The sequence below is a fragment of the Microbacterium sp. USTB-Y genome (assembly GCF_023703415.1).
Classification (GTDB): Bacteria; Actinomycetota; Actinomycetes; order Actinomycetales; family Microbacteriaceae; genus Microbacterium.
Genome location: NZ_JAGMTU010000005.1, coordinates 170,594 through 195,637 on the forward strand (window position 1 = coordinate 170,594; position 25,044 = coordinate 195,637).

The 25,044-nt window shown below is 70.7% G+C and carries 17 protein-coding genes; 14 read left to right on the forward strand and 3 right to left on the reverse strand.

Annotated elements, in window-relative coordinates:
* Positions 1-105: 105 nt before the first annotated feature.
* Positions 106-1,062 carry an EamA family transporter RarD gene (gene rarD / locus J8G10_RS13645; protein WP_251445841.1) on the forward strand — a complete coding sequence of 319 codons (957 nt, stop codon included), beginning with the start codon at positions 106-108 and terminating at the stop codon, positions 1,060-1,062.
* Between the two features lie 101 nt (positions 1,063-1,163).
* The gene (gene guaB / locus J8G10_RS13650) at positions 1,164-2,666 is read left to right on the forward strand and encodes an IMP dehydrogenase (protein ID WP_251445844.1); all 1,503 of its coding nucleotides are present in this window, start codon (positions 1,164-1,166) and stop codon (positions 2,664-2,666) included.
* Positions 2,667-2,823: 157 nt separating this feature from the next.
* Here guaB and J8G10_RS13655 read toward each other — a convergent pair whose 3' ends face one another.
* Positions 2,824-4,308, reverse strand: coding sequence for a DHA2 family efflux MFS transporter permease subunit (locus tag J8G10_RS13655; RefSeq protein WP_251445847.1), 1,485 nt, complete (start codon positions 4,306-4,308; stop codon positions 2,824-2,826).
* A 98-nt stretch (positions 4,309-4,406) separates the two neighbouring features.
* Here J8G10_RS13655 and J8G10_RS13660 point away from each other — a divergent pair, with 98 nt between their 5' ends.
* From J8G10_RS13660 to J8G10_RS13695, 8 genes are all read left to right on the forward strand, one after another.
* Positions 4,407-5,051, forward strand: coding sequence for a TetR/AcrR family transcriptional regulator (locus tag J8G10_RS13660; protein ID WP_251445850.1), 645 nt, complete (start codon positions 4,407-4,409; stop codon positions 5,049-5,051).
* 116 nt (positions 5,052-5,167) lie between these two features.
* A complete protein-coding gene (locus tag J8G10_RS13665; protein WP_251445853.1) occupies positions 5,168-6,856 on the forward strand; it encodes an ABC-F family ATP-binding cassette domain-containing protein in 1,689 nt (562 codons plus the stop codon).
* Between the two features lie 179 nt (positions 6,857-7,035).
* Positions 7,036-8,157, forward strand: coding sequence for a GuaB3 family IMP dehydrogenase-related protein (locus tag J8G10_RS13670; RefSeq protein ID WP_251445856.1), 1,122 nt, complete (start codon positions 7,036-7,038; stop codon positions 8,155-8,157).
* 91 nt (positions 8,158-8,248) lie between these two features.
* Entirely contained in the window at positions 8,249-9,013 is a 765-nt protein-coding gene (locus J8G10_RS13675) for an SURF1 family protein (protein ID WP_251446577.1), read from the forward strand.
* Positions 9,014-9,371: 358 nt separating this feature from the next.
* Positions 9,372-14,405 carry an ExeM/NucH family extracellular endonuclease gene (locus tag J8G10_RS13680; protein ID WP_251445859.1) on the forward strand — a complete coding sequence of 1,678 codons (5,034 nt, stop codon included), beginning with the start codon at positions 9,372-9,374 and terminating at the stop codon, positions 14,403-14,405.
* Between the two features lie 118 nt (positions 14,406-14,523).
* On the forward strand, positions 14,524-15,009 hold the full coding sequence (locus J8G10_RS13685) for a DUF3817 domain-containing protein (protein WP_251445864.1): 486 nt from the start codon (positions 14,524-14,526) through the stop codon (positions 15,007-15,009).
* Positions 15,006-16,592: a glutamine-hydrolyzing GMP synthase gene (guaA, locus tag J8G10_RS13690; RefSeq protein WP_251445867.1), complete on the forward strand. Its 1,587-nt coding sequence runs from the start codon at positions 15,006-15,008 to the stop codon at positions 16,590-16,592. Before J8G10_RS13685 ends, guaA begins: the two co-directional genes overlap by 4 nt.
* A gap of 219 nt (positions 16,593-16,811) precedes the next feature.
* Complete coding sequence (locus J8G10_RS13695; RefSeq protein ID WP_251445870.1) at positions 16,812-17,750, forward strand: L-lactate dehydrogenase; 939 nt, start codon at positions 16,812-16,814, stop codon at positions 17,748-17,750.
* 107 nt (positions 17,751-17,857) lie between these two features.
* On the opposite strand, the gene J8G10_RS13700 is transcribed toward J8G10_RS13695, so the two are convergent.
* The gene (locus tag J8G10_RS13700; protein ID WP_251445873.1) at positions 17,858-18,532 is read right to left on the reverse strand and encodes a DNA alkylation repair protein; all 675 of its coding nucleotides are present in this window, start codon (positions 18,530-18,532) and stop codon (positions 17,858-17,860) included.
* A 117-nt stretch (positions 18,533-18,649) separates the two neighbouring features.
* Between J8G10_RS13700 and J8G10_RS13705 the strand changes: the two genes are divergently transcribed.
* Both J8G10_RS13705 and J8G10_RS13710 read left to right on the forward strand, forming a co-directional pair.
* Entirely contained in the window at positions 18,650-19,075 is a 426-nt protein-coding gene (locus J8G10_RS13705) for a YciI family protein (RefSeq protein ID WP_251445877.1), read from the forward strand.
* Positions 19,076-19,080: 5 nt separating this feature from the next.
* Positions 19,081-20,355, forward strand: a complete 1,275-nt coding sequence (locus J8G10_RS13710) for an RNA polymerase sigma factor (protein WP_251445880.1) — start codon at positions 19,081-19,083, stop codon at positions 20,353-20,355.
* 101 nt (positions 20,356-20,456) lie between these two features.
* Here the strand turns inward: J8G10_RS13710 and J8G10_RS13715 are convergent, their stop codons facing one another.
* On the reverse strand, positions 20,457-21,380 hold the full coding sequence (locus J8G10_RS13715) for a Bax inhibitor-1/YccA family protein (protein ID WP_251445883.1): 924 nt from the start codon (positions 21,378-21,380) through the stop codon (positions 20,457-20,459).
* An 87-nt stretch (positions 21,381-21,467) separates the two neighbouring features.
* On the opposite strand from J8G10_RS13715, the gene J8G10_RS13720 reads away from it, so the two are divergent.
* Together J8G10_RS13720 and J8G10_RS13725 are read left to right on the forward strand one after the other, a co-directional pair.
* The gene (locus J8G10_RS13720) at positions 21,468-22,490 is read left to right on the forward strand and encodes a glycerophosphodiester phosphodiesterase family protein (RefSeq protein ID WP_251445886.1); all 1,023 of its coding nucleotides are present in this window, start codon (positions 21,468-21,470) and stop codon (positions 22,488-22,490) included.
* 52 nt (positions 22,491-22,542) lie between these two features.
* A complete protein-coding gene (locus tag J8G10_RS13725; protein ID WP_251445889.1) occupies positions 22,543-25,029 on the forward strand; it encodes an ATP-dependent helicase in 2,487 nt (828 codons plus the stop codon).
* Positions 25,030-25,044: the final 15 nt, after the last annotated feature.

The following is a 25,044-nucleotide window of genomic DNA, read 5'->3' on the forward strand; positions in this document are numbered from 1 at the left end:
CCAGGTGGCCCACCGCTCCCCCGAACGGCTGATTGGCACTCACTATAGAACCTCGCCGCACCCGGGGAAAGGCCTCGCGGGAAACAGGGCGGATAGGGTTGTCCGGTGACCTCCCCCCGCAGCGCCCAGCCTGCCGGCGTCGCCTTCGCGATCGGCGCGTATCTGCTGTGGGGCGTGCTTCCGCTGTACTTCCTCCTGCTCGCGCCCACGGGTCCCTGGGAGCTGGTCGCGTGGCGGGTCGCGCTCTCCTTCGTGTTCTGTCTCATCCTGCTGGCGATCACCCGAGGCTGGAAGCCGCTGTGGGCGATCATCCGGCAGCCGAGGCTCCTCGCGCTCACGGCGCTCGCCGGCGTCCTGATCTACATCAACTGGCAGGTGTTCGTCCTCGCGACGCTGAACGGCGAGATCGTCGAGACGAGTCTCGGCTACTTCATCAACCCGATCGGCACCATGCTGCTCGGCGTCTTCGTGCTGAAGGAGAGGCTGCGCCGGCTGCAGTGGGTGGCCATCGGGATCGCGACCGTCGCCGTGCTCGTGATCGTCTTCGCGCACGGGACGTTCCCGTGGATCGCCCTGTCGCTCACCGCGTCCTTCGGGATCTACGGCCTCGTCAAGAAGAAGATCGGGCCGTCGGTCGACGCGCTCAGCGGCCTCACCCTCGAGTCGTTCTGGCTGCTGCCCGTCGCCGTCGTGCAGCTGATCGTGGTGGGGCTCACCACCGGGATCACGATGGGGCAGAACGGTGCCCTGCATGCGGGCCTGCTCGCGTTCGCCGGCATCGCGACCGCCGTGCCGCTGCTGCTCTTCGCCGCCGGGACGCGCCGCATCGGGCTGACCGTGATCGGCATGATCCAGTTCATCACCCCGATCATGCAGTTCCTCGTCGGCGTGCTCGTGATGCACGAGCCGATGCCGGTCGAGCGGTGGATCGGCTTCGCGATCGTGTGGGTGGCGATCGCGGTGTTCCTCGTCGATCTCGGCCTCTCCGCCCGCCGGCTGAGGTCCGGTCGGGTCGCGGCGGGCGAGCCGAATCCCGGCACCGACTCGATCCCCGTGCCCTGATCGCCGAGCGCGGCTCGGCCGGCGCCGTTCCTGGGAATACCGCCCCTCCCGCGGCGCTTAGAATCGATACACGCGCGCGAGAAAGAGGAGCCCCGCAACCCATGGAGCAGCACGACCCGTTCGGTTTTGTCGGATTGACCTACGATGACGTCCTGCTCCTTCCGGGGCACACCGACGTGATCCCGAGCGAGGCGGACACCTCGTCGCGCGTGACGCGCCGCATCTCCGTCGCCACGCCCCTGCTCTCCAGTGCGATGGACACGGTGACCGAGGCGCGGATGGCGATCGCCATGGCGCGCGAGGGCGGGCTGGGCATCCTGCATCGCAACCTGTCCATCGCCGACCAGGCCGCGCAGGTGGACCGCGTCAAGCGCAGCGAGTCGGGCATGATCACGGATCCGATCACGACGACCCCCGATGCGACGATCGCCGAGGTCGACGCGATGTGCGCCAAGTACCGCATCTCCGGGCTGCCCGTGGTCGACCCGGACGGGCGCCTGGTGGGCATCGTCACCAACCGCGACATGCGCTTCGTGTCCGGATCCGCCAAGCAGACCACGCTCGCGCGCGACGTGATGACGAGCGAGAACCTCGTCACCGCTCCGGTCGGCGTTCCCGCCGAGCAGGTCATCGCGCTCTTCGCCAAGCACCGTGTCGAGAAGCTCCCGCTCATCGACGAGGACGGCAAGCTCGCGGGCCTCATCACCATCAAGGACTTCGACAAGAGCGAGAAGTACCCTCTCGCCACCAAGGACGACCAGGGCCGGCTCCGCGTCGGCGCCGCGATCGGCTTCTTCGGCGACGCCTGGGAGCGCGCCGAGGCGCTGCGCGACAAGGGGGTCGACGTGCTCGTCGTCGACACCGCGAACGGCCAGTCGCAGGGCGTGATCGACCTCGTCAAGCGGCTCAAGGGGGATGCCTCGTTCGACCACATCGACATCATCGGCGGCAACGTCGCCACCCGCGAGGGGGCGCAGGCGCTCGTGGACGCGGGCGTCGACGCCGTCAAGGTCGGCGTGGGCCCGGGCTCGATCTGCACCACGCGCATCGTCGCCGGTGTCGGCGTGCCCCAGGTCACCGCGGTCTACGAGGCCTCGCTGGCCGCACGCCCGGCCGGCATCCCGGTCATCGCCGACGGCGGTCTGCAGTACTCCGGCGACATCGCGAAGGCGCTCGTCGCCGGCGCCGACGCCGTCATGCTCGGATCCCTGCTCGCGGGCACCGAGGAGTCCCCGGGCGAGATCGTCTTCCAGGGCGGCAAGCAGTTCAAGCTGTACCGCGGCATGGGTTCGCTCGGCGCGATGCAGACCCGCGGCAAGCAGACGTCCTACTCCAAGGACCGCTACTTCCAGGCCGACGTGCCCAGCGACGACAAGCTGATCCCCGAGGGCATCGAGGGACAGGTTCCGTATCGCGGCCCGCTCTCGGCCGTCGCCTACCAGCTCGTCGGCGGGCTGCGCCAGTCGATGTTCTACGTCGGCGCGCGCACCATCGAGGAGCTGAAGACCCGCGGCAGGTTCGTCCGCATCACCGCGGCCGGGCTCAAGGAGTCCCACCCGCACGACGTCCAGATCGTGGTCGAGGCCCCCAACTACAAGCGCTGAGCCGCCTCGAGCCCTCGCCGGGGGCGTTGAGCGCGCCCCTCCCCGGGATCGTTGAGCGAGCACCGGCGGCGCCGGCGCGAGACGAAACGCGGTGCCCTCGTGAGGGCACCGCGTTTCTTCGTTCCCGCCTCCGGGGCCGATGCGCGGCGCCTCGGCCTCAGGCCGCGACCGGCTCCGGAGCGGCGGAGGCCGTCTCGGCCACGGCGTCGTCCGCGCCGTGCGCGCCCCGGCCGGCCGGCAGCCACAGCGCGATCACGGTGGCGACCAGCAGCACTGCGGCCCCGGTGAACACGGCGGGCCGGGCGGCGTCGACGTAGTGATCGGGCAGCAGCTGACCGCCGGCCCCTACGAAGATCGCCGTCATCACCGCGGTGCCCAGCGCGACGCCGAGCTCGCGCACCGTGGAGTTCACGCCCGAGGCCTTGGCGTGGTCGACCAGACCCAGCGTGGCGAGCAGCGCCGTGGCGGACGGGGCGAAGACGAGGCCCATGCCGACGCCCGCGAGGATGAACGGCGCGACCAGGGCGGCGTATGCCACGTCCGCCGAGAGCAGCGCGGCGAGCCAGCCCAGCGCCACCCCCTGCAGCAGCAACCCGGACACGAGCAGGGCCCTGGTCCCGACGCGGGGCGCGATGATCCCGGCGATCGGGGCGACGACCATGGGTGCGAGCGTCCACGGCGTCGTCTGCACCGCGGCCTCGAGCGGCGTCGCCCCCTGCACGACCTGCAGGAACTGGATCAGGATGAACACGGATCCGAAGGTGCCGAAGCTGAAGGCGAAGCCGACGACATTGGTGAGGGAGAAGGACCGGTCGCGGAACAGGCGCAGCGGCACCAGGGGTGCGGGCGACCGCAGCTGCCAGACGATGAAGCCGATCACGAGTGCGGCGCCGAGGGCGAGCTCGGCGATCACGCCGATCGTGTCCCACCCGTCGTCGTTGCCGCGCACGATCGCGTGGACGAGGGCGAGCACGCCGCCCGCGGCGAGCACCGCGCCGGGCACGTCGATGCGCGCCCGGGCGCCGAAGTCGTTCTTCAGCACGAGCAGGGCGAGCGGGATGGCGATCACGGCCACCGGCACGTTGATCCAGAAGATCGCCTGCCAGTTCCAGCCCTCCATGATCGCGCCGCCGATGAGCGGGCCGACGGCGACGCCCAGGCCGGAGACTCCGCCCCAGATGCCGATGGCGAGCGCCCGGCGCGCTGCCGGCACGGCGCCGGTGAGCAGAGCCAGGGAGAGCGGCATGACCGCGGCGGCGCCGAGCCCCTGGACCGCGCGGGCGGCGATGAGCTGGCCGGGGTCTGTGCTGAGCGCCGCGAACAGCGATCCGGCGCCGAACAGCGCGATGCCGAGGGCGAACACCGTGCGGCGCCCGAATCGATCGCCGAGGGCGGAGGCCACGAGGATCGCGCCGGCGAACGCGAGCGTGTAGGCGTTCACGAACCACTGCAGCTGTTCGATGCTCGCGCCCATCTCGCGGTGCAGCACGGGCAGGGCGTTGGTCATCACGAGGTTGTCGAGGGTCGCCATGAACATCGGGAGGGAGGCGGCGGCGATCACGAGCGCCACGGGGCGGGATCGACGCGGCGCGACGGAGGAGCGCACGCGGCGGGCGGCGGCGAGCGGAGAGGACTCGGTCATGGAAGAACTCCAGTTGTAATTGGATGATTACCAGCGCTGGAGACAATGTAGTAATCAGATGATTACAAAGTCAAGTCATTCGCTGATAACCTTTCGACATGACTTCCGCAGCGACCTCCGCACCCGGCGCCACCGAGGATCCGGGTCGGCGCCTGTCCTCGGAGGAGCGGCGTGCGCAGATCATCCTCGCCGCCCTCACGGTCTTCGGATCCCGCGGGTACGAGGGCGCGACCACCGATCAGGTCGCCCGTGCCGCCGGGGTCAGCCAGCCGTACGTGGTGCGCCTGTTCGGCACGAAGGAGAACCTCTTCCTCGCCACCATCGAGTTCGCCCTCTCGCAGTCGCTCTCGGCGCTGCGCACGGCGCTCGCGGCCTCGGACGAGGGCGGCGAGAACCCGATGGGCAAGAGGGTCGGCGAGGCCTACGTCGATCTCATCGAGATCCCGGGCCTGCATCAGACGCTCGCGCACGCGTTCCTCCTCGGCGGGCATCCCGCGATCGGCCCGGCGGCGCGGCGCGCCTACCTGGCGATGTGGCGTTTCGTCCGCGACGAGATGGGGCTTCCCCCGGACTCCGCACGCGAGTTCGTCGCCCAGGGGATGCTCATCAGCACGATGATCGGCGTGCGGATCGTCGACGACTACGGATCCAACCCCGAGGTCGCCGAGCTCTTCCAGGCCTGCTTCCCGAACAAGCTGGGGCACGTGCTCGACGTCCTGCCGCGGGGTGAGCGCGGGCTGTAGCCCGCCACCGTCGGATCCTGGCGGGCGGGACGGATCCGGCTTGCGTCGCCCGGCCGTCCTGATAGCCTGGTCGGCTCGCCATCGCGCACCCGCGTGCGGGCGGAAGGACCACCACCGTGGGATACATCGACGTCACCGGCGTCTCGCTCACCCTGCCCGACGGCCGCCCTCTGCTGGACGAGGCCACGTTCCGCGTGGGCGCAGGATCCACGAGCGCCCTGATCGGGCCGAACGGCGCCGGCAAGTCCACGATCCTGAGGATCGTCCGAGGGGATCTCGCCCCGGAGGCCGGGGCCGTGGTCATCGACGGCTCCCTCGGGGTCATGGACCAGTTCGTCGGGCACGGCCGCGACGGGCAGACCGTGCACGACCTGCTCGTCTCCGTCGCGCCCGCGCGGATCAGGGCAGCGGCCGAGGCGCTGGAGACCGCGGAGAACGCGCTCATCGAGGACGACGTCGAGAGCACCCAGATGCGCTACGCGACCGCGCTCGCCGAGTACGCCGATGCCGGCGGGTACGAGCACGAGACGGTCTGGGACCATTGCACGGTCGCGGCGCTCGGCGTGCCGTTCGACCGCGCGCGGTTCCGCGACCTGGCCACCCTGTCCGGCGGGGAGCAGAAGCGGCTCGCGCTGGAGGCGCTGCTGCGCGGACCCGATGACGTGCTGCTGCTCGACGAGCCCGACAACTACCTCGACGTGCCGGGCAAGCGCTGGCTCGAAGAGCGGCTGCGCGAGTCGCCGAAGACCGTGCTGCTGGTCTCGCACGATCGCGAGCTGCTGGCCCGGGCCGCCGACCGCATCGTCACGCTCGAACCGGGCGGCGCCGGCGCGACCGCCTGGGTGCACGGCGGCGGCTTCTCGACCTATCACCAGGCGCGGCGGGATCGGATGGACCGGCTCGACGAGCTGCGCCGGCGCTGGGACGAGCAGCACGAGAAGCTGCGGATCCTCGTCGCCACCCTCAAGGTCAAGGCCGCGGCGAACGACGGCTTCGCGTCGCGCTATCAGGCCGCGCAGACGCGCCTGCGCAAGTTCGAGGAGGCTGGGCCGCCCGAGGAGCGCCCGCCCGCCCAGGAGTTCGACATGCGGCTTCGGGGAGCGCGCACCGGCAAGCGCGCCGTCGTGTGCACGGGGCTCGAGCTGACCGGCCTGATGCGGCCGTTCGACGCCGAGATCTGGTTCGGCGATCGCGTCGCCGTGCTGGGCTCGAACGGATCCGGGAAGTCGCACTTCCTGCGGCTGCTGGCGCGGGGCGGCAGCGACCCCGATCCGACGCTCGGTCATCTCACGAGCGCGGGCGAGCGGCTCGACGCGGTCGCGCACACGGGAACGGCGGTGCTCGGTGCGCGCGTCGTGCCGGGGCTGTTCGCGCAGACCCACGCGCATCCGGAGTTCGCCGGGCGCACGCTGCTGGAGGTCCTGCATCGCGGCGACGACCGCAGAGCCGGGATGCCCCGCGACGCCGCCAGCTCGGCGCTGGACCGCTACGGGCTCGTGCGCCAGGCGCAGCAGGAGTTCGGGCAGCTCTCCGGCGGGCAGCAGGCGCGTTTCCAGGTGCTGCTGCTCGAGCTGTCCGGGGCGACGCTGCTGCTGCTCGACGAGCCGACGGACAACCTCGACCTCGAATCGGCGGAGGCGCTGGAGGAGGCGATCGCCCGCTTCGAGGGCACCGTGGTGGCCGTGACGCACGACCGCTGGCTGGCCCGCTCCTTCGACCGCTTCCTCGTGTTCGGCGAGGACGGCGCCGTCTACGAGTCGGACGCCCCGGTGTGGGACGAGCGGCGGGTCGCCCGCGCCCGCTGAGCGCCGGCGTCGCGGGCTCGCGTCCGGACTCTGTGACGGATGCAGGACGTCGTGACGAATGCAGGACGGTTCCGCCGATCCGGTCCTGCATTCGTCGCTTGATCCTGCATCCGTCGCGCCGGGGCCGGGCCGGGGCCGCGGGCCCGTTGTCCGGGGGCAACCCCGGGTAGTCTGGGTTCGTGACCCAGGAGATCGAGCTCGGCCGAGGCAAGCGCGCGCGGCGCGCATACACGTTCGACGACATCGCGGTGGTGCCCTCGCGGCGCACCCGCAATCCGGAGGACGTCTCCACCGCGTGGACGATCGATGCGTTCCCGTTCGAGATCCCCGTGCTCGGCGCACCGATGGACTCCGTGATCAGCCCCCGCACCGCGATCATGCTGGGCCGCCTGGGCGGGCTGGGCGTGCTCGACCTCGAGGGCCTGTGGACCCGGTACGAGGATCCGGAGCCGCTGCTCGCCGAGATCGCGGGCCTCGATGAGGCGACCGCGACCTCCCGGATGCAGGAGCTGTACGCCGAGCCGATCAAGCCCGAGCTGATCAAGGCGCGCCTGGCCGAGATCCGCGAGGCCGGTGTCACCGTCGCCGGATCCCTCACGCCGCAGCGCACCCAGGAGCTCTACCAGACCGTGGTCGAGGCCGGTGTCGACCTCTTCGTCATCCGCGGCACGACGGTCTCCGCCGAGCACGTCTCGAGCGTCGCGGAGCCGCTGAACCTGAAGAAGTTCATCTACGACCTCGACGTGCCGGTGATCGTCGGCGGCGCCGCCACCTACACCGCCGCCCTGCACCTCATGCGCACGGGAGCGGCGGGCGTGCTCGTCGGCTTCGGCGGGGGAGCGGCCTCCACGACCCGCGCCACGCTGGGCATCCACGCCCCGATGGCGACCGCCGTCTCCGACGTCGCCGCAGCGCGCCGCGACTACCTCGACGAGTCGGGCGGCCGCTACGTGCACGTGATCGCCGACGGCGGCGTGGGCACCTCCGGCGACATCGTGAAGGCTCTCGCCATGGGCGCCGACGCCGTGATGCTGGGGGTCGCGCTCGCGCGCGCCACCGATGCGCCCGGTCAGGGCTTCCACTGGGGCCCCGAGGCGCACCACCCGAAGCTTCCGCGCGGGCGCCGCGTCGCGGTCGACGGCGTCGCGACCCTGGAGGAGATCCTGTACGGTCCGGCTCCCGTGGCCGACGGCACGGCGAACCTCATCGGAGCACTGCGCAAGTCGATGGCGACCACCGGGTACTCCGACCTCAAGGAGTTCCAGCGCGTCGAGGTCGTGCTCTCCCCGTACGAGTCCTGATCGCCCTCTGTCGTTGAACCTTCCCGTGTCCTCACCGCTTCCGGACGCCGCCGCATCGGCTCCCGAGTTCCCGCCGACCCTGCGCGAGGTGATGCTGCGCGGCCGATGGATCGGGATGCTGCTGCTGTGCCTGGTCGTCGCCGGCGTGTTCGCCTGGCTCGGCCAGTGGCAGCTCGGTCGCGCGATCGACACCAGCCCGCCGGCTCCGGGTGCGACCGAGAAGGTGCTGCCGATCGATCAGGTCGTCAAGCCGGGGGCCTATCTCGATGCGCCGCTCGTGGGCCAGCGCGCCGAGACCAGCGGATCCTGGGTCCCGGGCGACTTCTTGGTCGTCTCCTCGCGGTTCAACGACGGAGTCGAGGGGTACTGGGTCACGGGGCAGCTGCGCATCGCCGGCACCGCGAAGCCCACCTCGCTCGCCGTCGCGATCGGCTGGACCGCGGACGAGGAGAAGGCGAAGGCGGCCGCGCAGCGACTCGAGGAGACGGCGGACGGATCCGTGGTCACCGTGAGCGGACGGCTGATCTCGGATGAGGGGCCCGTCGCACCGCCCCAGGACCAGCCCACGCGCATGGACCGGATGTCGCCCGCGGCGCTGCTCGGGTTCTGGCACGACACCGCCGAGCTGAACGTCTACCGGCCGTTCCTGACCTCGACCGCGCCCCTGGGCGGCCTCGAGGCAATCTCCTCGCCGGCGCCGGAGGAGCACTCCTCGATCAACTGGCTGAACATCTTCTACGCCGTGGAATGGGCGATCTTCGCGGGCTTCGCCTTCTACCTCTGGTACCGCTTGGCGAAGGATGCCTGGGAGCGCGAGCTCGAGGAGTTCGAGGAGCACCGCACCGCCGCGTCCTGACCCCTCGCCGGCCGTGTCCCGACCTCTCGCTCGGCCGTGTCCCGACCTCTCGCTCGGAGATGTGCGCTTCGCTCGGAGGATCTGCCGGATCCGGTCCGAGGATCGCGTACATCTCCGAAAGAGGTGTTCGTGAACTCCGCGCTCGTACGAGCAAGGAGCGCGGTCATCGTGCGCCTTCGCGCGGACGCGGGTGAAGATCCGTTGTCCTGACAGTGAACTCCTTTCAGCGCGTCCTTATGGTCCTTGAAGCCCGCGCATAGCCTCGCCTAGGGTCGGGACGTATGCGCCGTCCCCCAGGCGGCGCCGTCGGCGGTCCCGCGAGGGAGCCGGCGTTCCACTTCCCGAGGAGACAGCACCGATGACGTCCGTCCCCACCGGCGAGAACCGCGCGGTTCCCGCCGTGAATCGCAGAAGGCGGGCGCGCCTGTGCGCGCTCGCCGTGACCACCGTCAGCGCCGTGGGCTTCGGCAGCCTCGTGGCGCTTCCGGCCTTCGCCAACACCTCCGGTACGGGGGTGGTGATCAACGAGGCGTACCTCTCCGGCGGCAGCGCGGGGGCGGCGTTCAAGAACAAGTTCGTCGAGCTCTACAACCCCACCGACGCGGCGATCCCGCTCGACGGCACCTCGGTGCAGTACCGCTCCGCGACCGGCACCACGAACTCCAGCGGCGTGGTCCCGCTCGTCGGATCCATCCCCGCCCACGGCTACTACCTGGTCCAGGGCGGCAGCAACGGCTCGAGCGGCGCGGACCTTCCCGCGCCCGATGCGACCGGCGGCCTGAACCCGAGCGGCACCACCGGCACGATCGCTCTCGTCAACAGTGCGTCCGCGGTGGCGCTGCCGACCGGATCCCTCGCCGGCAGCCCCGACGTGATCGACCTGCTCGGCTACGGCACGTCCAACACGTACGAGGGCGCCGTCGCCGGCGCCCCCACGGGCAACACCGACGTGCGGTCGCTGAACCGCGCCCAGGGCGCCGACACCGACGCGAACGCGGCCGACTTCTCGCTCTCGGCGACGATCACGCCGACGAACACCAAGAACAACGCGACGGACCCCGACCCCGAGCCGACGCCGACCCCCACTCCGACCGACACGTCCGCACCCGGCGCGAGCAAGACGATCGCCGAGGTGCAGGGCACGACCGACACCTCGCCCCTCGTCGACCAGACGGTCACCGTGCAGGGCGTCGTCACCGGCGACTACCGCGTCGGCGGCTACAAGGGCATCACGATCCAGACCCAGGGCACGGGCGGCGACACCAAGACCGCCGGCGCCTCGGACGGCATCTTCGTGTTCCTGAACGCGCTCACCCCCTCCGTGGCGCGCGGCGACCTCGTCTCCGTCACCGGCAAGGTGTCGGAGTACTTCGGACAGACGCAGATCACCCCGGCCGCGCTGGGCGACGTCTCGGTCGTGACGGCCGGCGTGGGCGTCCCGCAGCCGGTCGCGCTGCCCGACAGCGTGCGCGGCGGCGACCGCGAGGCGTACGAGAACATGCTCGTGGCACCGACCGGCACCTACAAGCTCGCCTCCAGCCACCAGCTCTACAACTACGGCGCGCTGTGGCTCAACGCGGGGGACAAGCTCAACGTCAAGGCGACCGAGCTCGCCCGTCCGGGCGCCGATGCCGACGCGATCACGGCCGCGAACCGCGCGAACCGGATCCTGCTCGACGACGGCTGGTCCTCGCAGATTGGCAAGGGCGGACACACCGGCGGCCAGCCGTACTTCACCAAGGACACGGTGGTCCGCAACGGCGACACCGTGAACTTCCCCGCCGAGGGCGAGATCCTGCAATACGGCTTCGACGACTGGCGGCTGCAGCCGGTGGTGCCGATCGACGGCACCTCCGCCGCGTCGCACAAGCCGACCTTCGGCAACGAGAACGCGCGCACGACGGCACCGCCGGCCGTGGGCGGCGACGTGAAGGTCGCGTCCTTCAACGTGTACAACTTCTTCACGACCCTCTCGAGCCAGGACGCGAACGCCCGCGGCGCCAAGACCGACGCGCAGTTCCAGATCCAGCGGTCCAAGATCGTCTCGGCGATCAACGGCCTGGGCGCCGACGTCGTCGGCCTCATGGAGGTCGAGAACGGCCCGAAGTTCGGGCTGGCGCTCGACGCCCCGCTGCAGAACCTCGTGCAGGGGCTGAACAATGCGGCCGGCGCCGAGGTGTGGGACTACGTCCGCACGCCCGCGGCGCTGAACGACACGTCGATCACCGACGTGATCACGACGGCGATCATCTACAAGAAGGCGTCCGTCACCCTGAAGGGCGACGCGTCGACCATCGTGGACGAGACGGTCTTCGGCAACGCCCGCGAGCCGATCGCGCAGACGTTCCAGACCAGCCAGGGCCGCGTGCTCTCGGTCATCACGACGCACCTGAAGTCGAAGTCTCCGCCGCAGAACGCCGGCCCCGAGCCCGCCGACGGGCAGGGCTTCTTCAACGCCGACCGTGTCGCCCAGGCCAAGGCCGAGCTCGCGTTCGCGCAGCAGGTGCAGAAGAGCTCCGGTAGCGACGACGTGTTCCTCGTCGGCGACTTCAACGCCTACGGCAAGGAGGACCCGATCGACGTGTTCTCCCAGGCCGGGTGGACCGACGTCGAGCCGACCTTCGCCACGGGGCAGTACACCTACTCCTTCGACGGTGAGCTCGGATCCCTCGACCACGTGATCGCGTCGCCGTCCGCGGCGAAGGCGATCACGGGCGCCGGCGTGTGGAACATCAACTCGCCGGAGTGGAGCGACCGCGGCTACGCGTTCGCGGCCACCGAGACGGGCACCCCGTACCGCTCCAGTGACCACGACCCGATCGTCGTGGGACTCAAGGGCGCGGCGGATCCGATCGACATCAACATCGCGACGATCAACGACTTCCACGGACGCATCGAGGCCGACAGTGCCGCCGCCGGCGCCGCGGTCGTGGCCGGTGCGGTCCAGGAGTTCCGGGCGCAGAACCCGAACACGATCTTCGCGGCCGCGGGCGACCTCATCGGCGCCTCCACGTTCACGTCCTTCATCCAGCAGGACAACCCGACGATCGACGCGCTGAACGCGGCCGGTCTCGATGTGAGCGCGGCGGGCAACCACGAGTTCGACCAGGGGTACGCCGATCTCCGCGACCGGGTCATCCCGCGTGCGGACTGGACCTACCTCAGCTCCAACGTGTTCCTCACCGCGGACGGCAAGCCGGCTCTCACCCCGTCGTGGGTGAAGGACGTGCAGGGCGTCAAGGTGGGCTTCATCGGCGCGGTGACCGAGGATCTGCCGACCCTCGTCTCGCCCGACGGCATGAAGGGCCTGGAGGTGCGCGACATCCCCACGTCGGTGAACAAGGTCGCCGCAGCGCTCAAGGACGGCGACCCGTCCAACGGCGAGGCCGACGTGATCATCCTGCTCGTGCACGAGGGCGCGACCACGACCGACGTGGCCAGCATCACCCCGGAGTCGCGCCTGGGCGAGATCGTCAACGGCGTCGACAAGAGCGTGAACGCGATCGTCTCCGCGCACACGCACCTCGCCTACAACCACGTGATCGACGGGCGTCCGGTGGTCTCCGCCGGGCAGTACGGCGAGAACATGGGCCTCATGGATCTGAAGGTCGACCCGACCACGAAGAAGCTGCTCTCGATCACCAACGAGATCAAGCCGCTCGCGAAGCAGATCACCGACCCGAAGGATCCGACCAAGAAGATCTGGGTGGGCAACTACCCGGCGGTCCCGGCGGTGCAGGCCATCGTGGACGCGGCGAAGAAGAAGGCGGATGAGCTGGGCGCGGTCAAGCTCGGCGACATCACGGCCGACTTCAACCGGGCGCGCCAGAGCGACGGCAAGACGGAGAACCGCGGTGGCGAGTCCACCCTGGGCAACTTCGTCGCCGACGTGCAGAAGTGGTCGACCGGCGCCGACTTCGCGGTGATGAACCCGGGCGGTCTGCGTGCCAACCTCACCTACGCGTCGAGCGGCGCGGCGGACGCGGACGGCAGCGTCAGCTACCGGGAGGCCGCGACGGTCCAGCCGTTCGCGAACACGCTGATGACGGTGAAGCTCACCGGCGCGCAGGTGAAGCAGGTGCTCGAGCAGCAGTGGCAGCCGGCGGGTTCGGCGCGTCCGTTCCTGAAGCTCGGCGTCTCCAAGGAGCTGACCTACACGTACGACCCGGCCGCTCCGGCGGGGTCGCACATCACGGGCATCCTGGTGAACGGCACGCCGATCGACCCGGCCGCGACCTACGCCGTGGGGGCGAACGCCTTCCTCGCAGCCGGCGGCGACGCGTTCACCGCGTTCCAGCAGGGCACCGACAAGAAGGACACCGGCAAGGTGGACCTGCAGTCGATGGTCGACTGGTTCGCGGCGAACAAGACGGCATCCCCCGACCTCGCTCAGCGCGCGGTCGGCGCGGTGCTCTCCGCTCCCGCCGACGCGGCCGGCTACAAGGCCGGGGAGAGCGTCACGCTGAACCTCAGCTCGCTCGCATTCAGCGCGGGCGAGAAGGCTCCGGGAGACGTCACGGTCTCGCTCGGCGGTACCGCGCTCGCCACGACGGCCGTGAACGCGGCGGTCACGGTCGACGCCTTCGACGAGGCGGGCACCGCGACGCTGACCTTCACGATCCCCGAGGGCGTGACCGGCGCGCAGGCGCTGCAGGTCGACGTCGCGGCCACCGGGACGTCGCTCCGGCTGCCGATCACGGTCGCGGGATCCGACACCGGATCCTTCAACGGCACGATCTCGGTCGGTGCAGCCAAGGTCCTCGCGGGGGAGAAGCTGACGCTGACCGGCACGGACTTCGAGCCGGGCGAGACGCTGACGCTGCAGCTGCGCGACCAGGGCAAGAAGGGCACGGTCATCGACCTCGGCACCGTCAGGGTCGGCGGCGACGGATCGTTCACCGCCGCACCGGTGGTGCCGCGCTCCGTGAAGGGCGGCGACTACCTCGTCGCCGCGACGCAGGCGGACGGGGACGAGGCGACCGCCGCCGTCACCGTGGTCCGCGGCAAGGGCCAGCTCAAGCTCGGCGCCTCCTCGGTCGCCGCGGGCGGCACGGTCACGATCTCCGGATCGGGTCTCGAGGAGAACGAGAAGGTGGCTCTCGAGCTGCACTCCACCCCGGTCTCGCTCGGCTCGGCGACGGCGGACGCGGACGGCGCCTTCACGGCCACCGTCACGATCCCCGCCGGCACCGCCGCAGGGCAGCACCACGTGGTGGCGATCCTGTCGGACGGCTCGCAGATCTCCGTGGAGATCACGGTCGTCGCGGCCGGATCCGGGGGAGGCCTCGCGCTGACCGGTGCGGACTCGGGCTCGTTCCTCCTCCTTGCCCTGGTGCTGCTGGCACTCGGGCTGGGGCTGGTCGTCGCCCGTCGTCGCCTGCGCGTGGAGTGATCCTCTCGCGCTGACCTGCGAAGGCCGTCGGATCTCCGGATCCGGCGGCCTTCGTCGTGCGGCGCCGCGTCCCCCTGGTCCGGGAATCGCGCACAGGTCCGGCGCTTAGACTGGAGGCATGCCCGAACCGAAAGCCGCGAGCTTCCCGGCCATCCGCGGGGCGCTGAAGTTCTACCAGATCGCTTCTGTGATCACCGGCGTCATGCTCCTGCTCCTGGTCACGGAGATGATCCTCAAGTACACCCCGATCCACCTCGAGCTCTTCGCGGGCGGATCCGGCGGCTTCCTCTGGTTCGCCCCGGTCGTCGAAGGCGTGCACGGCGGCCTCGAGTCCACCGGCAACGGCCTGAACCTCTCGATGGGGATCCTGGTCGCGCACGGCTGGTTCTACGTCGTGTACCTCTTCGCCTGCTTCCGCGTGTGGAGCCTGATGCGCTGGCCGTTCCTCCGCTTCATCATGCTCGCCCTCGGCGGCGTCGTGCCCTTCCTCTCCTTCATCATGGAGACCCGCGTCGCCCGCGAGGTGAAGGCGTATCTCGCCGCGCGGGAAGCCTCCTCCGACCAGAACTCCTCGACCACTCCCGCCACGGAAGGTGCCCGTTGACCGACAACACTCCCGACACCGAGCAGCGCCCCGCCCTCGTCGTCGACTTCGGTGCGCAGTACGCGCAGCTGATCGCCCGCCGCGTCCGCGAGGCCGGCGTCTACAGCGAGATCGTGCCGCACACCGCGACGGCCGCCGAGATCGCGGCGAAGAACCCGGTCGCGCTGATCCTGTCCGGCGGTCCGTCCTCGGTGTACGAAGAGGGCGCGCCGCAGCTGGATCCGGCGGTGTTCGACCTCGGCGTGCCGACGCTCGGCATCTGCTACGGCTTCCAGTACATGGCGCGCACCCTCGGCGGCGAGGTGGCCAACACCGGCCTGCGCGAGTACGGCGCGACCGACGCGATGATCCCGATCAACGACTCCACGCTGCTCGGCGGCCAGCCCGCGGAGCAGAACGTGTGGATGAGCCACGGCGACCAGGTCGCCCAGGCGCCCGACGGGTTCCAGGTGCTGGCCTCGACGCCGGCCACCCCCGTGGCCGCGTTCGCGGACGAGGAGCGCAAGCTCTACGGCGTGCAGTGGCACCCCGAGGTCAAGCACTCCGACCACGGCCAGGAGATCATCGAGAACTTCCTGCACAAGGGCGCGGGGCTCCCCGCCGACTGGAACAGCGACAACGTCATCGCCGAGCAGGTCGAGCGGATCCGCGCGCAGGTCGGCGACGCCCGCGTGATCTCCGCGATGTCCGGCGGCGTCGACTCCGCCGTGTCGACCGCGCTGGTGCACAAGGCCATCGGCGACCAGCTCACCGCGGTGTTCGTCGACCACGGTCTGCTGCGCAAGGGCGAGCGCGAGCAGGTCGAGCGCGACTACGTCGCCTCGACCGGCGTGCGCCTCATCACGGTCGACGCGGCCGACACGTTCCTCGGCCACCTGGCCGGCGTGACGGATCCCGAGACCAAGCGCAAGATCATCGGCCGCGAGTTCATCCGCACCTTCGAGCAGGTGCAGCGCGATCTCGTCGAGGAGGCGAAGGCCTCGGGCGAGAAGGTCCGGTTCCTCGTGCAGGGCACTCTGTACCCCGACGTCGTCGAGTCCGGCGGCGGCGCCGGCACCGCGAACATCAAGTCGCACCACAACGTCGGCGGTCTCCCCGACGACCTCGACTTCGACCTCATCGAGCCGCTGCGCACCCTCTTCAAGGACGAGGTGCGCGCGATCGGCCGTGAGCTCGGGATCCCCGAGGCCATCGTCGGCCGTCAGCCGTTCCCCGGCCCTGGCCTCGGCATCCGCATCATCGGCGAGGTCACCCGCGAGCGCCTCGACATCCTGCGCGAGGCCGATGCGATCGCCCGGGAGGAGCTCACGCTCGCCGGCCTCGACCAGACCATCTGGCAGTGCCCGGTCGTGCTGCTCGCCGATGTGCGGTCGGTGGGCGTGCAGGGCGACGGCCGCACCTACGGTCACCCGGTCGTGCTGCGCCCGGTGTCGTCCGAGGACGCGATGACCGCCGACTGGACCCGCCTGCCGTACGACGTGCTCGCGAAGATCTCGAACCGCATCACGAACGAGGTGCGCGACGTCAACCGCGTGGTCCTCGACGTGACGTCGAAGCCGCCGGCAACCATCGAGTGGGAGTGACGAAGGAGCTCCCACTCGACGAAAGGCGCCGGTGGCACTCGGCCGCGCCAGCGGTCGAGTGGGAGTGACGAAGGAGCTCCCGCTTCGCCGCTGATCCGTGAGACACCACTTTCCGCACGAGACACCACGCGTGTCGTGACGTCTCGTGCAGAAAGTGGTGTTTCGCTTTCTGCTGCGACCGAAGCTGTGCTCACCGGCCGGTGCGGGCAGGATGGAGTCATGGCGAACGGACGCACGAAGCTGTCGGTGATCGGAGCGGGCGGGGTCGGGGTGGCGGTCGCGTATGCGGCCCTCATCCGGGGGAGCGCCTCGGAGGTCGCGCTCTACGACGTCGCGACGGAGAAGGTCGACGCCGAGGTGCTCGACCTCGCACACGGCACGCAGTTCACGGCATCGTCGGTGAGCGGCGGATCCGATCTCTCCGTGGTCGACGGCAGTGACGTGATCGTCGTGACGGCCGGCGCGAAGCAGCAGCCGGGGCAGACCCGCATGGAGCTGGCCGGCACCAATGTGCGCATCCTGCAGGCCCTCATGCCCGCGCTCGTCGAGCGGGCCCCCGACGCGGTCTACATCATCGTCACGAACCCGGCCGATGTGATGACGGTCGTCGCGCAGCGGATCTCCGGGCTCCCGCCGCAGCGGGTGTTCGGATCCGGCACCGTGCTGGACACCTCGCGCCTGCGCTGGCGGATCGCCGAACGCGCGGGGGTGAGCACCGCCAGCGTGCACGCCGACATCGTGGGCGAGCATGGCGACACCCAGTTCCCGCTCTGGTCGAACGCGACGATCGGGCCCGTCCCGATCCTGGACTGGCCCTCGGACGACCCGTTCACCCCGGCGGAGCTCGACCGCATCGCGATCGAGGTGCGCGATGCGGCGTATGCCGTGATCCGGGGCAAGGGCGCCACGAACCTCGCGATCGGGGTGAGCGCGGCCCGCATCGCCGAGGCCGTGCTGAACGACGAGCACGCCGTGCTCCCCGTCGCGACCGTGCTGGACGACGTGCACGGCATCAGCGGGGTCGCGCTCTCGGTGCCGTCGGTGGTGAGCTCCGCCGGGGCCGAAGCGCTCGGCGAGACGCCGATGACCGCCGACGAGGAGGCGAGGCTCGCGGCGTCGGCGGCGGCGATCCGCGCGGCGCTCGACGAGCTCGGCTGACGTCGATCCGCGAGAAACCCTTTCTCGCATGAGACGCCCCGTGTGCCGTGATGTCCCATGCAGGATCCGGCCTCTCACGCGCCGGCCGCGCCGGCCCCTGGAACGGCTCAGCCCAGGTGCTTGAGGGCCTCGCGGCGGCTCAGCGGGGAGAGGCCGGGGTGCGCGTCGACGAAGGCCCGCACCCAGTCCGGATCCGCCCTGGCGTGGTCGCGCAGAGCCCAGCCGATCGCCTTGCGGATGAAGAACTCGCCGTCGCCGAGGTTCGCCTCGATCACGTCGGAGAGCAGGGCATGATCGACGCGGTCCTTGCGCTGCAGCTGGGCGATGATCGCCGCGCGGCGGATCCAGAAGTCCTCGTCGTCCGCCCACACGCGCAGCTCCACGGCCAGCTCGTCCGGGTGCGCGTCGAGCAGATCGGCGAGCCGGTGCGCGACTTCATCGACGTGGTCCCACCAGGCTCCGGTGCGGATCATCTCCTCGTGCACGTCGAGCAGGTCCAGCAGCCCGCGCAGGGGCCGCAGCGCCATCAGGGCCTGGGCGGCGTAGCGCTCCTCGCGGTACTCGGCCTCCCGCCACAGGTCGAGGGCCGCCTCCCGCAGCTCATCGACGTCGGCGACACCGCGCGCCGCCTGCGTGGCCAGCCGCCGCGTCTCCGGCACGCGCACTCCGAGGAACGGCATGGCCGACTTCATGTAGGCCTGCTGGCCCGGTGCGAGAGCGGGATCCGCGGCCGCACGCAGGTTCTCGCGGATCTCGGCGGCCAGGCGGGAGGAGGACGTCACATCCGGAGTCTAGAAAAACTTCGAAGGAATCTCGACGAGCTGTCGATCCCGCGTCTTCTCGTTCGACGTCTTGAGTGAGAGGGTCGAAGGACGACCCCCGATGAGGAGACAGACATCATGAAGTTCATGCTGATCATGCGCGCGGACGAGCAGGGCGTGCGGGCGTACGAGGACATGCCGTTCGAGCAGGTCATCGAGGCGATGGGCCGGTACAACGAGTCGATGATCAAGGCGGGCGTGCTGCTGGCCGGAGAGGGCCTCACCGACGCCGCGGAGGGTTTCGTCGTCGACTTCTCCGGCGAGGCGCCGCTGGTCACCGACGGCCCCTACGGCGAGACGAAGGAGCTGTTCAACGGCTTCTGGATCATCGAGACGTCCACGCGCGAGGAGGCGGCGGAGTGGGCCAAGCGTGCGCCGCTCGGACCGGGTGCGTTCCTCGAGGTGCGTCGCGTCACCGAGCTGGAGGACTTCCCGGCCGACAACGAGTGGATCCAGAAGGAGGCCGGCTGGCGCGAGGAGGCCGCCGCCCGCGCGGCCGAGTGACGGCGATGGCCGGATCCGATTCCGCGGCGACGGCGGGCGCTGAGACAGAGCGCGCCGTCGCCGCGGTGTGGCGCATCGAGTCGGCGCGGATCATCGCCACGCTGACGCGTTTCACCGGGGACTTCGGCCTCGCCGAGGACCTCGCGCAGGATGCCCTGCTGGAGGCCCTCGCGCAGTGGCCGCGCGACGGGGTGCCCGCGAACCCCGCCGCCTGGCTGACGGCCGTGGCCAAGCGCCGCGCCATCGACGGGTGGCGGCGCAGGGAGCGCTTTGACGATCGCCTCGCCGTGATCGCGCACGATCTCGAGCGGGAGCAGGACGCCGCCCTGGACGCCCCGCCCTGGGATCCCGACGCGATCGACGACGACGTGCTGCGACTGGTCTTCATCGCCTGCCACCCGGCGCTCTCGCGGGAGGCGCGCGTGGCCCTCACCCTGCGCGTCGTCGGAGGTCTGAGCACGGAGCAGATCGCGCGCGCGTTCCTGGTGCCCACCGCCACCGTGCAGCAGCGCATCGTGCGGGCGAAGAAGACGCTCTCGGTCGCCAGGGCTCCCTTCGAGGTGCCGGGGCGCGACGAGTTCCCTGCCCGGCTCGGAGCCGTGCTCGGCGTGCTCTACCTGGTCTTCAACGAGGCGCATGCGGCGACGGCGGGGGAGGACCTGCTCCGTCCGGATCTGGGACGCGAGGCGATCCGGCTCGCCCGGGTCCTGACCGCGCTGATGCCGGCCGAGCCGGACGTGCACGCGCTGCTCGCGCTCCTCGAGCTCACCGCCGCGCGCTTCCCGGCGCGCGTCGATGCGCACGGCGACCCGGTGCTGCTCGCCGACCAAGACCGCCGTCTGTGGGACCGCGGTCGCATCGCGCGCGGACGCGCCGCCCTGGCCCGGGCGGACGCCTTCGGCCGCGGGCGCGGGGCGTACGCCCTGCAGGCGGCGATCGCCGAATGCCATGCCGTCGCGCCATCGGTCGAGGAGACCGACTGGGAGCGCATCGTGCTGCTGTACGAGGCGCTCGGGCGTCTCGCGCCCTCGCCGGTCGTGGAGCTCAACCGCGCCGCAGCCGTCGCGATGGCGACGGGCCCGGCGTCGGCGCTGCGGATCGTCGACGGGCTCGTCGCGGGCGGGGCCCTGCGCGGCTACCACCTGCTGCCGGCGACGCGCGGCGAGCTGCTGCTGCGCCTCGGACGGGCGGAGGAGGCGCGCTCGGAGTTCGCGGTCGCCGCCGCGCTGGCCGGCAACGACCGGGAGCGTGCGCTGCTCGAGCAGAAGGCCCGCGGCTGACGGATCCAGCCCCGTTCTCGTCGGGACCGGGCTCCGGCCCCGACGAGAACGACGAAGGCCGCCCTCCGAGGAGAGCGGCCTTCGTGCGGATCAGAGCCGCGTCAATTGTTGCCGCGGGCGATCGCGATCATGCGCAGGATCTCGACGTAGAGCCAGACGACGGTGACCATGATGCCGAAGCCGCCGAGCCAGCCGTACTGACGCGGGGCGCCGTTGCGCACGCCCTGCTGGATCTGGTCGAAGTCCATGACCAGCGAGTACGCGGCGAGGAAGACGACGAGCACGCCGATGATCAGGCCGAGCGGGATGCCGGCGACCTTGGCGCTGTACAGGCCGAACATCTGGTTCGCCGGCAGCACGTGGAAGACCATCAGCACGACGTTGAGCAGCGAGAACAGCAGGTAGCCGAGCATCGCGATCATCACGATCTTGGTCATCTTCGCGGAGGCGCGGACCTTGCCGCTCGCGAACAGCGCGAGCGTGACGGCGACCACGGCCGCCGTGGCGAGGGTCGCCTGCAGCACGATGCCGGGCCAGAGCACCTCGAAGAACGCCGAGATGCCTCCGATGAAGAGGCCCTCGAACGCGGCGTACGCGAAGATCAGCGCCGGGCGCACCTTCTTGCGCGAGGTGAAGCTGACGACCATCGCGAGCACGAAGCCGCCGAGCGCGCCCACGGCCCACGGCCAGATCGCGACGGCGGTCGGCGTGCGCGGCACGGCCGCCCCGCCGAGGGTGAAGAACCAGCCGACCGCGGCGAAGACGAGCAGGATCCCGAACAGGCCCGCGGTCTTCCAGACCGTGTCCTCGACGGTCATCCGGTCGGTCTCGATGGCGCCGGCGGACGGCGCGGCATACATGCCCTCGAGGTTCGCGTTGACGGCGGCCTGCTGGGCCGCGGCGAGCTGCGTCGCGGGCGGCGGCGGCGCGTACTGGCCACCCGCCTGCGCGCCCCCGGGATAGGTCGCGACGGCGCGCGGATCCCGCTCCTTGAACGCCGGGTTGTTGAAGGCGAAGTTGCTCATGGTCGGCCTCACTCCTCAGAAGTGGTGGTCATCTTCCCTCTACAGTACCGGCGGAACCCGTGAGGAGCACTGCCGTACGCTGAGAGCGTGACCCGACGGATCCCGCCCGACGTCTCGCCGACGGATCCGTCCGTCCGTCCGCTCCTGATCGGCCACCGCGGTGCTCCCGGTCATCGGCCGGAGCACACCGCATCGTCCTACCGTCTCGCCTTCGCGATGGGGGCGGACGCCGTCGAACCCGACGTCGTCGCGACCGCCGACGGGGTACTGGTGATCCGTCACGAGAACGAGATCTCGGGCACCACCGACGTGGCCGACCATCCCGAGTTCGCGGATCGCCGCACGACGAAGCGCGTCGACGGGGAGCGTCTCACCGGGTGGTTCACCGAGGACTTCACCTGGGCCGAGCTCGCCACCCTGCGCTGTCGGGAGCGGATCCCCGCCCTGCGTCCCGGATCCGCGGAGTTCGACGGCACCGAGCCGATCCTGCGCCTGACCGACCTGCTGGCGCTCGTCGCCGAGGCCTCGGCCGAGCGCGGTCGCGAGCTCGGCATCGTGCTGGAGATCAAGCATGCGACCTTCTTCGCCCGGATCGGGCACGATCTCGCGGCACTGGTCGAGCGCGACCTGCGCGCGGCCGGATGGGCGTCGGGGGAGCACCCGCTCTGGATCGAGTCGTTCGAGCAGACCGTCCTGGCGGAGCTGCGCGGGCGCGGCGTCCGCGGGAGGTTCGTGTACCTGCTGGAGGCGACCGGTGCGCCGGCGGATCTCGTCGCGCGGGACGGCGCCGACGCGCAGACCTATGCGGAGGCGCTCGCCCCGGAGGGGCTCGACCGGCTGGCCGGCGAGGTCGACGGCATCAGCGTGGACAAGGCGATCCTGCTGCGCGACCACGGAGCGGACCTGGTCCGGGCGGCGCACGCACGCGGGCTGGACGTGTTCACCTGGACCTGTCGTCCGGAGAACGCGTTCCTCGACCGCCGCTTCCGCCGGGGAGCGCGCAAGGCCGCGTTCGGCGACTACCGGGCGGAGTGGGAGTCGATCGCGGCGACCGGCGTGGACGGGGTCTTCGTCGACCATCCGGACCTGGGCGCCGCGGTGCTCCGCTGACGCCCTCCGCGCCGGAGTCGATGTCCGCTGCTCGACCTAGACTGGGAAGGTCATGAGCGAAGCCCCCTCTCCCGTCATCCTCCCGCCCGGAACCGCCCCTCGAACGGGTGCGGGACCGTCCGCGGGGGCCCCCGCGGACGACCTGCTCGCGGGCCTCAACCCGCAGCAGCTCGACGCGGTCACCTACCGCGGGCAGGCCCTGCTCATCGTGGCGGGTGCGGGGTCGGGCAAGACGAGCGTGCTGACCCGGCGCATCGCGCTGCTGCTGCGTCAGCGGGAGGCCTGGCCGAGCCAGATCCTCGCGATCACCTTCACCAACAAGGCCGCGGGCGAGATGCGCGAGCGCGTCGCACAGCTCGTCGGAGACACGGCCCGCGGCATGTGGATCTCGACGTTCCACTCGGCCTGCGTGCGCATCCTGCGTCGCGAGGCCGAGCAGTTCGGGTTCACCAAGTCGTTCACGATCTACGACTCCGGCGACTCGCGCGCGCTCATCAAGAGGCTCGTCAAGGAGCACGAGGCCGACGCGTTCGGCTACACCCCGGCCGCGATGCAGTCGCGCATCTCGAAGCTCAAGAACGAGTTGCAGGATGCCGAGTCCTTCGCCCGGCAGGCGAACATGTCGGATCCGGCGGAGCGCGTGTTCGCGGAGGTGTTCGCCGACTACCAGCGGCAGCTGCAGAAGGCCAACGCCTTCGACTTCGACGACCTGATCGGGCAGACCGTCTACCTGTTCCGCGCGTTCCCGCAGGTGGCCGACGTCTACCGGCGCCGCTTCCGCCACATCCTCGTCGACGAGTACCAGGACACCAACGCCGCGCAGTACGCGCTCATCCACGAGCTCACCCGCCCGGTGCAGGGGAGCGCGCCCGAGCCGTATGCCTCGAACGGCATGATGATCTTCGAGCCGGATCCGCAGGAGGCCGCCGGCGCCGAACCGGGCGCCGCCCTCACCGTGGTCGGCGACTCCGACCAGTCCATCTACGCGTTCCGCGGCGCCGACATCCGCAACATCAGCGAGTTCGAGCGCGACTTCCCCGGGGCCAAGGTGGTGCTGCTCGAGCAGAACTACCGCTCGACGCAGAACATCCTCTCCGCCGCGAACGCCGTGATCAGCAACAACTTCGACCGCAAGGAGAAGAAGCTCTGGAGCGACAAGGGATCCGGTGACGCGATCGTCGGGTTCACCGGCTACTCGCAGCACGACGAGGCCCAGTTCGTCGCGGACGAGGTCGAGGCGCTGCGTCGGGCGGGCATGCCGTATGGGGAGATGGCGGTGTTCTACCGCACCAACTCGCAGTCGCGTGCACTCGAGGAGATCCTCATCCGCTCCGCCGTGCCCTACAAGATCATGGGCGGCACCAAGTTCTACGAGCGCGCCGAGATCAAGGACGCCCTCGCCTACCTCGTCGCGGTCGCGAACCCCGCCGACGAGATGGCGGTACGGCGGATCCTGAACAAGCCGCGCCGCGGGATCGGAGACGTGACGGAAACGTCGATCGCGCGATTCGCGGAGGAGCACGGGCTGAGCTTCCGCGATGCCCTCGCGCACCCGACCCAGCTCGGCGTCGGGCCGAAGATCCAGGGCGCGATCGCGCAGCTGGACGCCGTGCTGCGCGAGGCGACCGAGATCATGCTGCCGGCCAGCGGCGAGATCGCACCGCCCACCGCGGTCGCGGAGGGCCTCACGGTGCTGCTGCAGAAGAGCGGATACCTGGACGCGCTGCGCGCGAGCCGCGACCCGCAGGACGAGGCCCGTCTGGAGAACCTCGACGAGCTCATCGCGGTGACCCGCGACTTCGCCCGGAACAATCCCGAGGGCACGATCGCCGACTTCCTCACGGAGGTCGCGCTCGTCTCGGACGCCGACGACCTCGACGACGAGTCCGGGGTGGTCTCGCTCATGACGATGCACACGGCGAAGGGTCTCGAGTTCGACGCCGTGTTCGTGACGGGCGTCGAAGAGGATCTCATCCCGCACCGGATCTCGGCCAACGAGCCGGGCGGTCCGCAGGAGGAGCGGCGCCTCTTCTACGTCGGCATCACCCGCGCCCGCAAGCGCCTGCACCTGTCGCTGGCGATGACCCGCGCCCAGTTCGGGGAGGTGTCGGTCGCGATGCCGAGCCGGTTCCTGCAGGAGATCCCGGGCGACCTCATCGACTGGCGGCAGTCGCCTGGCGACGTGAACTCCCGCGGCGGCACGCAGTCCCGAGCGCTCAACGCCCGCCGTCCGGGCGGCTTCGGCGGTTCCGGCAGCGGCTCCGGCGACCGGTTCGCCGCGCGGGCGCTGCCGAAGCGCGAGGGCCTCACGCCCCTGTCCACGGCGATGGACAAGTTCCCGAACCGGGTGACGGCGAAGGTGCGCGACAACGGCGATCTCGAGCTGAACGCCGGCGACCGGATCCGCCACGACGACTTCGGTGAGGGGCGGGTCGAGGCGATCACGGGCGAGGGGGCCAAGCGGATCGCGCATGTGCGCTTCGATTCCGCAGGTCAGAAGAAGCTGCTCGTCAAGATCGCGCCGATCCAGAAGCTCTGACGCGAAGGGCGCGGT

Excerpts from the sequence above, each read along its gene's own strand:
- guaB (WP_251445844.1), top strand. The coding sequence starts at position 1,164 with ATGGAGCAGCACGACCCGTTCGGTTTTGTCGGATTGACCTACGATGAC.
- J8G10_RS13655 (WP_251445847.1), bottom strand. The coding sequence starts at position 4,308 with ATGACCGAGTCCTCTCCGCTCGCCGCCGCCCGCCGCGTGCGCTCCTCC.
- J8G10_RS13660 (WP_251445850.1), top strand. The coding sequence starts at position 4,407 with ATGACTTCCGCAGCGACCTCCGCACCCGGCGCCACCGAGGATCCGGGT.
- J8G10_RS13675 (WP_251446577.1), top strand. The coding sequence starts at position 8,249 with ATGCTGCGCGGCCGATGGATCGGGATGCTGCTGCTGTGCCTGGTCGTC.
- J8G10_RS13680 (WP_251445859.1), top strand. The coding sequence starts at position 9,372 with ATGACGTCCGTCCCCACCGGCGAGAACCGCGCGGTTCCCGCCGTGAAT.
- J8G10_RS13685 (WP_251445864.1), top strand. The coding sequence starts at position 14,524 with ATGCCCGAACCGAAAGCCGCGAGCTTCCCGGCCATCCGCGGGGCGCTG.
- J8G10_RS13695 (WP_251445870.1), top strand. The coding sequence starts at position 16,812 with ATGGCGAACGGACGCACGAAGCTGTCGGTGATCGGAGCGGGCGGGGTC.
- J8G10_RS13705 (WP_251445877.1), top strand. The coding sequence starts at position 18,650 with ATGAAGTTCATGCTGATCATGCGCGCGGACGAGCAGGGCGTGCGGGCG.
- J8G10_RS13710 (WP_251445880.1), top strand. The coding sequence starts at position 19,081 with ATGGCCGGATCCGATTCCGCGGCGACGGCGGGCGCTGAGACAGAGCGC.
- J8G10_RS13715 (WP_251445883.1), bottom strand. The coding sequence starts at position 21,380 with ATGAGCAACTTCGCCTTCAACAACCCGGCGTTCAAGGAGCGGGATCCG.
- J8G10_RS13725 (WP_251445889.1), top strand. The coding sequence starts at position 22,543 with ATGAGCGAAGCCCCCTCTCCCGTCATCCTCCCGCCCGGAACCGCCCCT.